Genomic DNA, 13,630 nt, shown 5'->3' with positions numbered 1-13,630 from the left:
CCGACGCCAGGCCGATACCTGCGCCGACCCTGAACGCGCGAGCGTGACCGCGTTGTGGTCCAGACTTTCGTCAGGACCACAACGCGACGTCTTAGCGAGTCAGCAACAGCGCGTCGCCCTGTCCGCCGCCACCACAGAGGGCGACAGCGGCACGGCCGGAGCCTCGGCGAGCGAGCTCGTGAGCTGCGTGAACGACGAGTCGCGCGCCGGATGCCCCCACGGGGTGTCCGATCGCAATTGCTCCGCCGTGAATGTTGACGATGTCGTGGCTCAGCCCCAGTTCGGCGGTGGAGCGCAGGCTCACTGCCGCAAATGCTTCGTTGATCTCGGCAAAGTCGAGGTCATCAGCTGTCCACCCGGCGTTCTCGAGTGCCGCAGCGATGGCGCGTGCAGGCTGCGAGTGCAGCGAATTATCGGGGCCGGCGACGTGACCGGACCGGTCGAGAACCGCAAGCCACGTGAGTCCGTTCTCTTCGGCCCACGCGCGGCTCGCTAGAATCACGGCGGACGCTCCGTCGCTCAGGGGTGAAGAATTTCCTGCGGTGATGGTGCCGTCTGGGTCAAACGCGGGGCGTAGTCCAGAGAGAGTCTCGGCGGTGGTGTTGGCGCGAACGCCCTCATCGGTGTCGAGTACGAGGTCTTCGCCTTTGTGCTGCTTGATCGTGACTGGAGCGATTTCATCAACGAAAACGCCTGCCTCAATCGCGGCGGCGGCCCGCTGATGCGAAGCCGCAGCAATCTCATCCTGTTCGGTGCGGCCAATGTTGAGGCGGCCGTTGTGGCGCTCGGTGCTCGCACCCATCGACTCGGCGTCGAAAGCGTCAGTAAGCGCATCGTGGGCGGCGGAGTCGAGAGCTGAGACGGTGCCATAGGCCCAGCCCATTCGCGATCCGGGCAGCACGTGCGGTGCATTAGTCATCGATTCTTGACCGCCGGCAGCAACAACTTCGGCTTCGCCGAGGCGGATGAGACGTGCGGCATCGACAATTGCGGCGAGCCCTGAAAGGCAGACCTTGTTCACGGTGACGGCCGGAGTTTTCCAGGCGAGGCCAGCCGCGATAGACGTTTGTCGTGCGGGATTCTGGCCAGCACCGGCCTGAATCACCTGGCCGAAGATGACCTGGTTGATGTCGTCGACATCCACGCCGGAGCGTTCGACGGCGGCGCGAAGGGCCACAGCGCCGAGTTCGACGGCGGTAAGTGAGCTTAGTTGTCCGCGCAGTTTCCCTTGTGGGGTGCGAGTTGCGGAAAGGATTACTACATCGTTGGGTGCGGGGGTGTTGGCCACTGTGCAAACTCCTTTATTTGTGTGCCGTTGTTGACAGCGTGGTCGAGCAACCATAGGCTACATGAAACCTGAACCGGGTCTCAGGTTCAGATCACAATCCTCCTAAGGCAGCAGGAAAGGTCCCATCATGCGGGTCAGTAAAAAGTACCTTGCTCCGGCGTTAATTGCGACGGTTGCACTCACACTGGCGGGCTGTGCCCCCAGCGTAGATACCGGTTCGGGCGGCGATGAGCTTGCTCCAGTCGACATCTCGATTATTACCTCCCAGACCGGCCCACTCGCGGCCTATGGCGAGGCCTACCTTGCTGGCTTCGACGCTGGCCTCGACTATGCCACCGACGGCACGGGCACCGTCGACGGCCGCGAACTCAACATCGAGATCACGGATGACGCTGGCGACGCCGACAAGGCCGTCACGGCGGCCAAGGATGTCATCGGTCAAGGCCAGAAGATCATCATCGGCACCGTGTCATCCGGAATCGCCTTGGCGCTGGCTGAACAGGCCGAACAGAACAAGGTGCTCTACATCTCGGGCCCCGCAGCAGCTGATGCCATCACCGGCGTCAACGACTACACCTTCCGTTCAGGGCGCCAGAGCTACCAAGATGTCGCCACCGCGGGAACCTTTATCGGTGACCCGGCGGGCAAGTCGGTTCTCGTCTTCGGCCAGGACACCGCATTTGGACAGGGCAACGTTGCCGCAGCGACCGCAGTACTCGGCGGCCAGGGTGCAGACGTAACGAGCTTGCTCGTGCCCGAAGATGCAACAGAGTTCACGCCATTCGCGCAGCAGATCGTTGACGCCCAGCCCGACCTCGTGTTCGTCGCGTGGGCTGGAGCAACCTCTGGAGCAATGTGGGAGGCACTTAGCCAGCAGGGCGTGTTCGATAGCGTTCCCGTTGCAACAGGTCTTGGCGACATCTCGACCTACGGTGCTTATGGCCCCGCAAGCGACAAGATCAGCTTCCTCAACCACTACTTCGGCGGTGCTACAGACAACGACGCGAACAGCGCGATGGTGAGCTACCTTGAGGCAGAGGGCAAGCAGGCAGACCTCTTCTCGCCTGACGGTTTTGTTGCCGCTCAGATGGTTGTTCAGGCAGTGCGTGAAGGCGGAGACGATGTCGACGCAATGATCGCGGCTCTTGAGGGCTGGACCTTCGACTCCGCGAAAGGCACGATCACGGTTCGCGCTGAAGACCACGCAATGATCCAGCCGATGTTCCAGGTAACTCTCGTCGCTGACGGCGACTCATGGGCTCCTGAGCTGGTCACGGCCGTTGACGCTGACGCCGTAACCCCACCCATCGCAGAGTAAGTAACTACGTAAATATGTCGAACCAGCCCGTGCTCACTGTCGAGCATCTTGCCCTCACGATCGGCGGTGCCGTCATTATCGATGACGTGTCGCTGTCGGTCGCGCAGGGTGAGATGCTCGGTGTGATCGGCCCGAATGGGGCCGGCAAAACCACGCTATTCAACCTCATCTCCGGGGTGATGACTCCCACCACGGGAACCGTCAGCCTTGAGGGGCGTGACGTCACGAATCAGACCATCGACGCGCGAGCCCGGGCTGGGCTCGGCAGAACATTTCAAACATCCAGTCTGTTTCCGGCGCTGAGCGCACTGGAGAACGTGCGACTGGCCGCTCAAGTAAAACTTGGCGGTGCCACTTCGGTACTCCGCTTTCCGCGGCCGAACGATGCCGCATCGACCGTTGCCCGTGCGGGGCTCGAGGAAGTTGGCTTGGGCCACCACAGCGAGACTCTGGCCGGTGTTCTCTCGCACGGTGACAAACGCAAACTTGAAATCGCGATGTTGCTTGCGACTGATCCGAGCGTGATCCTGCTGGATGAGCCAATGGCGGGAGTCGCTTCTGGCGACGTTGCCGGGCTGAGCGATGTGATTCGTCAGGTTCATAAGTCGGGACGCACCGTGTTGATGGTCGAACATCACATGGATATCGTGCTCGGCCTGGTCGACCGCGTTGCGGTGATGCACCATGGTCAGTTGCTCGCGTGTGACACCCCGGATGCAGTTATGGCAGACGAAGCGGTGCAGAAGGCTTATTTGGGGGCCTCACTATGATCGAATCGACCGGCACGACACCGACGGTGACGGATTCGATCCTGACGGTTTCTGATCTCAGCGCAAGCATCGAGGGTCAGCAGGTTGTTGAGGCGGTGAGCTTCGAAATGCTCCCTGTTGGCGTGACTGCGCTCTTGGGCCGAAACGGTGTGGGTAAGACGAGCACATTGCGGGCCATCATGGGCCTAATCGAGCGTTCTGGTGAAGTGACGCTTGCGGGGGAGCGAGTCGATCGCGAACCTACTCATCGAATTGTTCAGCGCGGTGTTGGCTATGTGCCCGAGGACCGCGAAGTTTTCGCGTCTTTGACGGTGGCCGAGAACTTGCGGCTCGCCGAGCGAGACTCGAATCCGAATCGCGAACTCATCGCCGAACTCTTTCCCGATCTCACTCAACGTTCTGGCCAACTTGCGGGAACCCTTTCGGGTGGCCAGCAGCAGATGGTGTCTCTCGCTCGCGCGCTCGTCAATGACAATCGCGTTCTCCTGGTCGACGAACCGACGAAGGGCCTTGCTCCGTTGATTGTGATGGATGTGGCTCGCGCGCTTGAACGCGCAGCCCAGACCGTGCCCGTTTTGCTCGTTGAGCAGAATCTTCAGGTCGTTCGGATGCTCGCTAAGAAAGCCATCGTGCTTGAGGGGGGACACGTCGTCTACGACGGCAGCGCTGAAGAACTCCTCGGCAACGAGGCTTTGACTAAAGAATTGCTGGGGGTCGCATGAGCACCATAGTTCTCCTGCTGATCACGGGCCTGGGGCTTGGTGCACTGTACTTTTTGGTGGCATCCGGTCTCTCGCTGATTTATGGCCTGATGGGTGTGCTGAACTTTGCGCACGGATCCTTCCTCACGCTCGGCGCTTTTGCCGGCTGGGCGTTGGCTCGGCGGATGGGCGGCGAAAGCTGGGGCACCCTGATCGCCTCCTTGCTGCTCGGTATGGCGGTTGGCGCTCTCGTTGCGGCCGCGACCGAGTTCTTGCTGATTCGGCGACTGTATAACCGGCACATTGAGCAGGTGCTCGTCACTGTCGGTCTAGCGCTCGCCACTGTTGCTCTCTTTGAAGGCATCTGGGGCACCGACCCGATCTATGTCACCGCACCTCCGTGGTTGTCGCACACGACAGCAATTTTGGGAGCACGAGTTCCCAACGATCGCTTCTTGTTGATCGGGGCAGCGGTGCTCGTGTTGCTCGGCATCGTCGCATTCTTGCGGTACACCCGCTTCGGCCTCGTCATTCGGGCCGGTGTTGAAAACCGGTCGATGGTCACCGCCTTGGGCATCGACGTTCGCAAGGCATTCACTGTGGTCTTCGCCATTGGTGGTGCCGCAGCGGGCCTCGGCGGTGTGCTCGCCTCGCACTACTTCGGTTACGTCTCACCTCAGCTGGGCGGATCCCTGCTGATCTTCGCCTTCATCGTGACGGTGATCGGTGGCTTGGGTTCACTCGCCGGTGCTGCGATTGCGTCGGTAGTGGTCGCGATCCTGCAGCAGTTCGCCAACTATTATCTCGGCGGAACGGGAGACCTGATGGTTGTCTTGTTGCTCGCTGTCGTGTTGTTGGTTCGCCCAACCGGAATTTTGGGGAAGAAAGCATGAAGTCGCTAGCGAACCTCAGCCAACGCACGTGGTGGATCGTGGGTGGAGCCTTCGTGGTATTTGCTGCGATCCTGCCGCTGCTCAACATCTCGATCCCGGGCGTTCTGCCGGGAGCCACCTACACCCCGGGTACCCTCCAGTTGCTCGCCCTGGCGCTGCTCTTTGCGTCCCTTGCGCTCAGCTACCACCTGCTGTTTGGCACCGCTGGCATGCTGTCGTTTGGGCATGCGCTGTACTTCGCGCTTGGTGCTTACGGCCTGGGCATTGTGTTGCAGCAGACCGAGCTCACTCTGATTCCTGCACTGGGGCTCACGTTCGCGATTGTGATCGCAGCCGCCTACCTTCTCGGTTCGCTCAGCCTTCGAGTCACGGGCATCTCCTTTGCGATGGTCACGTTGGCCTTCGCTCAGGCGGGCAATGTGCTCGTACGACGCAATCCATCCGTCACCGGCGGTGAAGAGGGCCTGCGTCTCGACACCGAGCACATTCCTGACTTCTTCATCGGTGTGATCAACACCCGCAACCTTTACTGGCTCGCCCTCGCCCTGCTGGTGATTGTGTTCGTCATCGTTGCTTGGTTCGAGAACTCCCGCGCCGGTCATGCGGTAACGGCAACGCGTGAAAACGAGCTGCGAGTGCGAGTGCTCGGATTGCGTCCATTCGGCGTCAAGCTCATGGCCTTCGTTATCGCATCAGTGTTGGCATCACTCGTCGGTATGGTGCACCTGCTTTTGCAGAGCGGTACAACGCCGCGGGCAACATCCGCAGACTTCACTCTCACGATTCTGGTGATTGTGGTGCTCGGAGGTGTTGGTTCGCGGTGGGGTGCGATCGTCGGCGGAATCATCTACACGCTGCTCGACCAGCGTCTCACGGCGCTCGCAGGCTCCGACGCGATTGCCGGACTTCCCGCAGTTCTGCGTATTCCTCTTTCAGAACCGCTCTTTATCTTGGGCACGTTGTTTATCCTTGTGGTGTTGTTCCTTCCCGGAGGAATCGCCGGTGCAGCGCAGCGCCTAGGAACAGGCACTCGCGTCACGCCGGCTGCGCGCAAGCAGCTTGAGGAGGCGGAATGAGTGAGTCTGATGGGCTACACACGCTAGGGCGGTGGACTGCTGATCGTGCCATCGCGACGCCAGACAGAGTGGCCGTCGACGACCGCGGCGTGGTGCTGACCTACCGTCAACTGGATGATCGAGCCACCGCACTCGCTAACGCATTCCTCGATGGCGGCTACGGCGTTGGCGATCGCATCGCCACGATTACCGGAAACAGCTCAGACCACGTTGTTGTGTTCTTCGCCTGCGCAAAGGCAGGGCTTGTGCTTGTGCCGCTCTCGTGGCGGCTCTCTCCCCGGGAGATTGCTCAGCAACTTGAGCAGGCCGATCCTGCACTGCTGCTGGTAGAGGATGAGTTTTCAACGTTAGCGACGCTAGCGGCCGATCGCTTGATCGCCCCTATCGCTCGCGACATTCTGGGCACCCACGGTATCGAGCGTGACATTGTTGCCCCGCTTCTTCGCGACTCGACACAGCCGCTGCGACGCCCTGTGCGCGACGACGACGCGCTGCTCATCGTATTTACCTCGGGAACCCTCGATCAGGCCAAGGGCGCCATCCTCAGCCATTCCAATTGCTTCTGGACAAACCTGTCGCTTTCCCGCACCGCCGAAATTACGAGTGCTGACGTGGTGCTCGCGGTCATGCCGCAATACCACGTAGGCGGCTGGAACATTCAGCCGCTGTTGGCTTGGTGGATGGGCGCAACTGTTGTGCTCGAGCGCACCTTCGACCCGGCACGGGTGCTGCAACTCATTGCTGACCGCCGCATCACCACCATGATGGGCGTGCCAGCGAACTACCTGATTTTGTCGCAGCATCCGCGTTTCGCCTCAAGCGATCTGTCGAGTCTGGCCCACGCCATCGTTGGCGGCGCTCCTATGCCGGAGCCGTTGCTTCGGGTCTGGCACAGCCGGGGCGTTGCGCTCACTCAGGGCTACGGGCTCACCGAAGCAGCACCCAATGTGTTGTGTCTGCCCGACGAAGAAGCGCGCGTGCGCATCGGCTCTGCCGGAAAGCCGTACCCGCACGTCGATGTCGATATTGCTGACCCGGTAACGGGAGAACGCATCACTGGTGCAGGTCAGGGCGAACTACTCGTTCATGGTCCCGGAGTTTTCAGCGGCTACTTTCGTGCACCAGAAGCGACGGCGCTCGCGCTTCGCGACGGCTGGTTGGCCACGGGCGACCTAGTAAGCCGGGATGCCGAGGGCTACTACCGTGTTCTCGATCGCATCAAAGACATATTCATCACCGGGGGAGAGTCCGTTGCCCCCGCTGAGATCGAGGGGGTGCTGTTTGGGCATCCAGCAGTGGCCGATGTCGCCGTCGTCGGTGTTCCAGACGAACAGTGGGGCGAAGCCGCGGTGGCCTGGGTAGTGGTGCGTTCGGGCGCTGCCACCGACGAGACAGATCTGCTCGACTTTGCTCGTGCCGCCCTCGCAAAATTCAAGGTACCCAAGCGTGTGATGTTCGTGGAGTCGATTCCGCGATCATCGAGTGACAAGGTGCGCCGTCGTGTATTGCTCGGCCAATGGACAGAACAGTCCGCACAATCAGGACGGATCAGTTCATGAGCACTCCGCTTACCGCTCGCGGCACCCGCACTAAGACGAAACTGATCGAAGCGGCGGAAACCGTCTTCGCGCGCTACGGCTACACGGATGCCTCAGTCGTGCGCATTACAGAAGAAGCTGGCGTTGGTCAGGGCACGTTCTACCTGTACTTCGCGAGCAAGCTCGAGATCTTTGAGGAGCTCGTTGAGGATCTCAACCGCCGGGTTCGCCGGGCAATGAGCGAAGCCTCGGGGGCGGCATCCAATCGGATCGAATCTGAGCGTGCAGGTTTTCGGGCGTTCTTCGAGTTCACGGCCGAGCATCCAGCCCTCTATCGGGTGGTTCGCGAAGCAGAGTTCGTGTCGCCCAAGTCGCTGCGCCTGCACTATTCGCGCATTGTCGATGGCTACATCGAAGGCCTGAAGGAGGCCCAGCTGCTGGGTGAAGTCGGCGATATCGACCCGACCGTTGCCGCCTGGGCTCTCATGGGAATCGGCGAGATGATCGGGATGCGGTGGGTGCTCTGGGGCGATTCAGCTGATGCTGGAAACGATGCCGATCCGACCGCAAGCGGAACCTCGCGGGTTCCCGATGACGTTCTCGATCACATGATCACGTTTATTCGCCGCGCTCTGGCTGTGCCGGAGTCAAGCAATGGGGGAGTCGAGAAATGACCGATCTTTCAGGCCGGAGGGCCCTTGTGACTGGAGGCGCCAGTGGAATTGGGGCCTCATGCACTGAAGCCCTCGCGAAAGCGGGAGCCCACGTGATCGTCGCCGATCTCAATGGCGATGCAGCCAAGATTCAAGCCGACCGTGTCGGAGGCGAGGTTTGGCAGGTCGACTTGACCGACACGGCCACCCTTGCTGATCTCTCGCTTGATATCGATATTCTCGTGAACAATGCGGGTATTCAGCACGTTAGCCCAATTGAGAGCTTCGAGCCGGCAATGTTTAGCCGCATCCTCGACCTCATGATTGAAGCTCCCTTCTTGCTCGTGCGGGCAGCTTTGCCGCGCATGTACGAACGTGAGTTCGGTCGCATCATCAACATCAGTTCGGTGCACGGTTTGCGGGCGTCGCCATACAAGTCGGCCTATGTCGCTGCCAAGCACGCGCTCGAAGGTTTTTCCAAGGTCACCGCGCTCGAAGGCGGAGCTCACGGCGTGACGAGCAACTGCGTGAACCCTGGCTACGTGCGCACGCCTCTGGTCGAGAAACAAATAGCCGATCAGGCGAAGGTTCATGGCATCCCCGAGTCTGAGGTTGTCGAGAAGGTCATGCTCACCGAGAGCGCAATCAAGAGATTGCTCGAACCAGAGGAAGTTGCCGACCTCGTGTTGTGGCTTGCCGGCGACACCGCAGGTATGGTTACCGGCGCCTCGTACACGATGGATGGCGGCTGGAGCGCGCGATGACTCAGCACTATCGAACCATCACGTGCCCCGTCGAGGGCGGCGAACTGACGGCAGCAGTCTGGGAGCCAGACGCTCAACCGAAAGGCACCATCCTTGCCATTCACGGCATCACGGCGTCCCACATGTCGTGGCCGCTCGTGGCCACAGCTTTTCCGGAGTATCGGGTCATCGCTCCCGACCTGCGCGGGCGCGGTGCAAGCCGTGACCTTCCTGCGCCTTTCGGGATGCCGCAGCACGCCGCAGACATGAACGCTTTGTTGGCTGCGACAGATACTCAGTTGGCGCTCGTGGTTGGGCATTCGATGGGTGGTTTCGTCGCTGCAAGCTTGGCGGCGCAGTACCCGGAGCGTGTGACCGGGTTGATCCTCATTGATGGCGGCTTGCCGATTCCGGCGCCCGAGGGCACTTCGATGGAGGAGCTGCCTCAGGCGATTTTGGGGCCGGCGGCTGATCGATTGTCGATGACGTTTCCTGATCGTGCGAGCTATGACGAGTTTTGGGCGCTGCATCCGGCGTTCGAGGGCAACTTCACTCAGGCGGTGCGCGACTATGTCGATTACGATCTGGTCGGCACAGAGCCGAATTTTCATCCGGCAAGCAATATCGCTGCAGTGAGTTGTGATGCGTTGCAGTTGAGTGGCGATGAGACGTATCTTGGTGCGCTTAGTGGGTTGACGGTTCCGGTGCATTTCATTCGAGCACCGCGGGGTCTTCTCAATCAGGTTCCCGCGTTGTATTCTCCGGAACAGTGTGACCAGTGGCGGGCCGAGTTTCCTCAGGTGATTTTTCATGAGGCGCCAGACGTCAATCACTACACAATTACTTTGTCGCAGCGTGGCGCAGATGTTGTCGCGGGCGTCATGGACGAACTATTGACGAGTCAATCGCGGGAGGTCCGAGCGTGAGTATCGATAAGACAGTGGGGTCGGCGGCTGAGGCTGTTGCCGATATTCCGAATGGGGCATCTCTTGCGGTGGGCGGCTTCGGCCTCTGCGGCAATCCGATGGTGCTGATCCAGGCACTCCTGGAGTTGGGGTCTGACGATCTGAGTATCGTGAGCAACAACTGCGGTGTCGATGACTGGGGTCTGGGCGTGCTGCTTGCAGCCCGTCGCATCCGCAAGATGACGTCGTCGTATGTTGGTGAGAACAAAGAGTTTGAGCGCCAGTTTTTGACGGGTGAGCTCGAAGTTGAGTTGACCCCGCAGGGCACCCTCGCCGAGAAGCTTCGCGCTGGTGGTTCTGGTGTCGCTGCGTTCTTCACTCAGACGGGCGTCGGCACGCAGGTCGCCGAGGGCGGCTTGCCGAGGCGCTACGACCGTTCGGGCGGGGTCGCGATTGCGTCGCCGCCGAAGGAGGTGCGTTCCTTTGACGTGAATGGCACCGCCAAGGAATTCGTTCTCGAAGAGTCGATCACGACAGACTTTTCGCTAGTGCACGCCCTCAAGGGTGATCGCCACGGCAACCTCGTTTTCGCTAAGTCGGCGCGCAACTTTTCGCCGCTGGCAGCAATGGCTGGCCGCATCTGTATCGCCCAGGTCGAGCAGTTGGTCGAGCCTGGCGAGATTGAGCCGGATGCCGTACACCTTCCCGGTGTGTATGTCACGCGGGTGATCGAGGTCGGTTCCGATGTCGAGAAGAGAATCGAACGTCGCACGGTGCAGAAAGAGGTGGCGTAATGGCTTTGACACGTGAAGAGATGGCGGCACGTGCCGCGCTTGAATTGGCTGATGGTTCGTACGTGAATCTCGGTATCGGGCTGCCTACGCTGGTGCCGAACTATGTGCCTGAGGGTCGCACTGTTGTCTTGCAGTCGGAGAACGGCATTCTTGGCGTCGGTCCGTACCCGACCGAAGAGAACGTTGACCCCGACCTGATCAACGCGGGCAAGGAGACGGTCACGACCCTTCCGGGGACCGCCTTCTTTGATTCGGCGATGAGTTTCGGGATGATTCGTGGCGGCAAGATTGACGCGGCAATTTTGGGGGCGATGCAGGTTTCGGCCGCTGGCGATCTTGCCAACTGGATGATCCCGGGAAAGATGGTCAAGGGTCCAGGCGGGGCCATGGATCTGGTGCACGGCGCGGCTCGCGTGATCGTGCTCATGGAACATGTCGCGAAAGACGGCACCCCGAAGATCGTGAACGAGTGTTCGCTGCCGCTCACCGGTCGTGGCGTTGTTCACCGCATCATCACCGATCTCGCGGTAATCGATGTCACGGCCGATGGGCTCGTTTTGCGCGAGCTCGCTCCCGGCGTCGACGAAGCCACCGTTCGAGCAGCTACCGAGCCCGAGCTCAGCGTCGACCTTATTTCTCACTTGTAATCGCCGAATACCCGTATTTCCAGCAGTTTCACCACCTAAAGGACACCCCATGGCTACTCTTCTCGACGGCATAGTTCAGCACAGCGTCACTACCCCGCGACTCGTCGCGTCAGTGCTCGAACGGCCAGCGGACTCCGCAACCTCCACCGTCGTATTTGTTCATGGCAATGTTTCTTCATCATTGTTCTGGCAGCCGACGATGCTCGGTCTCGATAGCAGTGTGCGTGCTCTCGCGATTGACCTTCGTGGCTTCGGCGACAGCGAAACTTTGCCTGTGGATGCCATCAGGGGCGTTCGCGATTTCTCGGACGATGTTGCATCAGTGCTGGATTCGCTCGGTGTAGAGCGCGCAAACTTTGTCGGCTGGAGCATGGGCGGTGGCGTGGTGATGCAGTTCATGATCGACCATGCCGAGCGCGTCGCCACGGCAACCTTCGTCTCACCGGTGTCACCATACGGCTTTGGCGGAACCAAGGGTGCATCCGGCGAGCTGCTGGCTCCGGAGTGCCCGGGAACGGGTGGCGGGGGAGCGAACCCCGACTTTATTGCCCAACTGAACGCAGGCAATGGTGGCAATGATTCTCCGGCATCCGCTCGCATGGTGTTCCGCACTGCTTACGTCGCGAACCCTGAAGCTCATGCCGAGCACGAAGATCTGTGGGTGGAGTCGATGCTCATGACGGCAACGGGCGAAGACAACTACCCCGGAGATTCTGTTGCTGTGGATGCGTGGCCTGGCTTCGGCCCTGGCGGTCGCGGGGTGCTCAACACCATGACTCCCGACCACTACAACGTCAGTGGCATCACCGAGTTGGCGAGCAAGCCGCCAGTGCTATGGATTCGTGGTCTCAGCGACGCAATAGTTTCGGATGCTTCGGGCTTCGATCTCAACTTCTTGGGACAGCTGGGCGTGATTCCTGGTTGGCCAGGTGCGGAGGTTGCTCCGCCGCAGCCGATGATCGAGCAGACCAGAGCCGTCTTCGACAGCTACGCGGCCAATGGCGGCGAATACACCGAGTTGGCGTGGGAGAACTGCGGTCATTCGGCCCACCTCGAGCACCCGAAGGAGTTCGTCGAGGCACTGGGCGCGCACCTCGCCGCGAGCTAGCGTTCCGGTGTTGTTCAGGAGTCGGCTCTAGACTGGAATCGTGCCAGCAATCAATCTTGGAATGCCGAAAGTTCCTGAAGTCCTCGCTCCCCGTCGCAAGACCCGGCAGATCAAGGTCGGTTCGGTCGGAGTCGGCAGCAATTCGCAGGTCAGCGTGCAGTCGATGACTACTACGCAGACCACGAACATCGACGGAACGCTTCAACAGATCGCCGAATTGACCGCGTCGGGTTGCGACATTGTTCGAGTCGCTGTTCCCCACCAGGATGACGCGGATGTCTTGCACATCATCGCGAAGAAGAGCCAGATTCCGGTTATTGCCGACATCCACTTTCAGCCGCGCTATGTTTTTTCGGCGATTGATGCCGGAGTTGGCGCTGTTCGCGTAAACCCGGGAAACATTCGCAAATTCGACGACAAGGTCGGCGATATTGCCAAGGCGGCTAAGGACGCTGGTGTAAGCCTGCGAATCGGAATTAACGCTGGTTCGCTTGAGCCCAGCCTGCTGCAAAAATACGGCAAGGCCACAGCAGAGGCGCTCGTGGAGAGCGCAGTTTGGGAGGCAAGTCTCTTCGAAGAGCACGACTTCCACGACTTTAAGATTTCTGTCAAGCACAACGACCCCATCGTGATGGTCAAGGCTTACCGGATGCTCGCTGAGCGCGGTGACTGGCCGCTGCACTTGGGCGTCACCGAAGCTGGTCCCGAGTTCCAAGGCACGATTAAGAGCGCTACGGCGTTCGGCATCCTGCTCTCCGAGGGCATCGGTGACACCATTCGCGTGTCGCTTTCCGCCCCGCCAGCCCAAGAAGTCAAGGTTGGTCTGCAGATTTTGCAGTCGCTCAACCTGCGCGAGCGCAAGCTGGAAATTGTGTCGTGCCCCAGCTGTGGTCGCGCACAGGTCGATGTTTACAAGCTGGCCAACGACGTCACTGAGGGCCTCGAAGGCATGACAGTGCCGCTGCGCGTTGCGGTGATGGGTTGTGTCGTCAACGGGCCGGGTGAGGCCCGTGAAGCTGACCTCGGTGTTGCCAGTGGTAACGGCAAGGGCCAGATCTTTGTCAAGGGTGAAGTCATCAAGACTGTGCCCGAATCGGAGATCGTTGCCACGCTGATCGAGGAGGCGAACCGCATCGCTGCGGAGATGCCTGCTGGCGAGATCGGCAGCCCGCAAGTGCTCACCCCGTAGCCGCACT

General features: G+C 60.5%; 14 protein-coding genes. 13 read left to right on the top strand and 1 reads right to left on the bottom strand.

From position 1 onward, the window contains the following. Window positions 1–91: 91 nt before the first annotated feature. On the bottom strand, window positions 92–1,288 hold the full coding sequence (locus ABD112_RS10155; protein ID WP_343925535.1) for an acetyl-CoA C-acetyltransferase: 1,197 nt from the start codon (window positions 1,286–1,288) through the stop codon (window positions 92–94). 127 nt (window positions 1,289–1,415) lie between these two features. Here ABD112_RS10155 and ABD112_RS10150 point away from each other — a divergent pair, with 127 nt between their 5' ends. Genes ABD112_RS10150 through ispG form a run of 13 tightly spaced genes read left to right on the top strand, consistent with a single transcriptional unit; the run spans window position 1,416 to window position 13,623 of the window. Beyond that, window positions 1,416–2,606, top strand: a complete 1,191-nt coding sequence (locus ABD112_RS10150) for a substrate-binding domain-containing protein (protein WP_343925533.1) — start codon at window positions 1,416–1,418, stop codon at window positions 2,604–2,606. 14 nt (window positions 2,607–2,620) lie between these two features. After that, window positions 2,621–3,376, top strand: a complete 756-nt coding sequence (locus ABD112_RS10145; RefSeq protein ID WP_343925531.1) for an ABC transporter ATP-binding protein — start codon at window positions 2,621–2,623, stop codon at window positions 3,374–3,376. Further along, a complete protein-coding gene (locus ABD112_RS10140) occupies window positions 3,373–4,098 on the top strand; it encodes an ABC transporter ATP-binding protein (RefSeq protein WP_343925529.1) in 726 nt (241 codons plus the stop codon). The genes ABD112_RS10145 and ABD112_RS10140 overlap by 4 nt, the downstream gene beginning before the upstream one ends. Beyond that, window positions 4,095–4,970, top strand: coding sequence for a branched-chain amino acid ABC transporter permease (locus ABD112_RS10135; RefSeq protein ID WP_343925527.1), 876 nt, complete (start codon window positions 4,095–4,097; stop codon window positions 4,968–4,970). The genes ABD112_RS10140 and ABD112_RS10135 overlap by 4 nt, the downstream gene beginning before the upstream one ends. Further along, the gene (locus ABD112_RS10130) at window positions 4,967–6,046 is read left to right on the top strand and encodes a branched-chain amino acid ABC transporter permease (protein WP_343925526.1); all 1,080 of its coding nucleotides are present in this window, start codon (window positions 4,967–4,969) and stop codon (window positions 6,044–6,046) included. The genes ABD112_RS10135 and ABD112_RS10130 overlap by 4 nt, the downstream gene beginning before the upstream one ends. Then, window positions 6,043–7,605: a class I adenylate-forming enzyme family protein gene (locus ABD112_RS10125; RefSeq protein ID WP_343925525.1), complete on the top strand. Its 1,563-nt coding sequence runs from the start codon at window positions 6,043–6,045 to the stop codon at window positions 7,603–7,605. The genes ABD112_RS10130 and ABD112_RS10125 overlap by 4 nt, the downstream gene beginning before the upstream one ends. After that, a complete protein-coding gene (locus ABD112_RS10120; RefSeq protein ID WP_343925524.1) occupies window positions 7,602–8,258 on the top strand; it encodes a TetR/AcrR family transcriptional regulator in 657 nt (218 codons plus the stop codon). Before ABD112_RS10125 ends, ABD112_RS10120 begins: the two co-directional genes overlap by 4 nt. Continuing rightward, on the top strand, window positions 8,255–9,001 hold the full coding sequence (locus ABD112_RS10115; RefSeq protein ID WP_343925523.1) for a 3-hydroxybutyrate dehydrogenase: 747 nt from the start codon (window positions 8,255–8,257) through the stop codon (window positions 8,999–9,001). Before ABD112_RS10120 ends, ABD112_RS10115 begins: the two co-directional genes overlap by 4 nt. Then, window positions 8,998–9,906, top strand: coding sequence for an alpha/beta hydrolase (locus ABD112_RS10110; protein ID WP_343925522.1), 909 nt, complete (start codon window positions 8,998–9,000; stop codon window positions 9,904–9,906). Before ABD112_RS10115 ends, ABD112_RS10110 begins: the two co-directional genes overlap by 4 nt. Continuing rightward, window positions 9,903–10,679, top strand: a complete 777-nt coding sequence (locus ABD112_RS10105; protein WP_343925521.1) for a CoA transferase subunit A — start codon at window positions 9,903–9,905, stop codon at window positions 10,677–10,679. The genes ABD112_RS10110 and ABD112_RS10105 overlap by 4 nt, the downstream gene beginning before the upstream one ends. Then, a complete protein-coding gene (locus ABD112_RS10100) occupies window positions 10,679–11,326 on the top strand; it encodes a CoA transferase subunit B (RefSeq protein ID WP_343925520.1) in 648 nt (215 codons plus the stop codon). Before ABD112_RS10105 ends, ABD112_RS10100 begins: the two co-directional genes overlap by 1 nt. Before the next feature lie 49 nt (window positions 11,327–11,375). Further along, window positions 11,376–12,434 (top strand): alpha/beta fold hydrolase, encoded by a 1,059-nt coding sequence (locus tag ABD112_RS10095; RefSeq protein ID WP_343925519.1) that lies wholly within the window; start codon window positions 11,376–11,378, stop codon window positions 12,432–12,434. Between the two features lie 40 nt (window positions 12,435–12,474). Continuing rightward, entirely contained in the window at window positions 12,475–13,623 is a 1,149-nt protein-coding gene (gene ispG, locus ABD112_RS10090) for a flavodoxin-dependent (E)-4-hydroxy-3-methylbut-2-enyl-diphosphate synthase (protein WP_343925517.1), read from the top strand. Window positions 13,624–13,630: the final 7 nt, after the last annotated feature.

Origin of the sequence: Rhodoglobus aureus (assembly GCF_039527955.1) — a bacterium.
Classification (GTDB): domain Bacteria; phylum Actinomycetota; class Actinomycetes; order Actinomycetales; family Microbacteriaceae; genus Rhodoglobus; species Rhodoglobus aureus.
The sequence above is the reverse complement of the archived record's forward strand: the minus strand, read 5'-3'. Positions and strand labels throughout refer to the sequence as shown.

Coding starts and splice junctions, on each gene's coding strand:
- ABD112_RS10095 (WP_343925519.1), top strand. CDS start 11,376: ATGGCTACTCTTCTCGACGGCATAGTTCAGCACAGCGTCACTACCCCG.
- ABD112_RS10145 (WP_343925531.1), top strand. CDS start 2,621: ATGTCGAACCAGCCCGTGCTCACTGTCGAGCATCTTGCCCTCACGATC.
- ABD112_RS10100 (WP_343925520.1), top strand. CDS start 10,679: ATGGCTTTGACACGTGAAGAGATGGCGGCACGTGCCGCGCTTGAATTG.
- ABD112_RS10135 (WP_343925527.1), top strand. CDS start 4,095: ATGAGCACCATAGTTCTCCTGCTGATCACGGGCCTGGGGCTTGGTGCA.
- ABD112_RS10130 (WP_343925526.1), top strand. CDS start 4,967: ATGAAGTCGCTAGCGAACCTCAGCCAACGCACGTGGTGGATCGTGGGT.
- ABD112_RS10125 (WP_343925525.1), top strand. CDS start 6,043: ATGAGTGAGTCTGATGGGCTACACACGCTAGGGCGGTGGACTGCTGAT.
- ABD112_RS10115 (WP_343925523.1), top strand. CDS start 8,255: ATGACCGATCTTTCAGGCCGGAGGGCCCTTGTGACTGGAGGCGCCAGT.
- ABD112_RS10140 (WP_343925529.1), top strand. CDS start 3,373: ATGATCGAATCGACCGGCACGACACCGACGGTGACGGATTCGATCCTG.
- ABD112_RS10110 (WP_343925522.1), top strand. CDS start 8,998: ATGACTCAGCACTATCGAACCATCACGTGCCCCGTCGAGGGCGGCGAA.
- ABD112_RS10120 (WP_343925524.1), top strand. CDS start 7,602: ATGAGCACTCCGCTTACCGCTCGCGGCACCCGCACTAAGACGAAACTG.
- ABD112_RS10150 (WP_343925533.1), top strand. CDS start 1,416: ATGCGGGTCAGTAAAAAGTACCTTGCTCCGGCGTTAATTGCGACGGTT.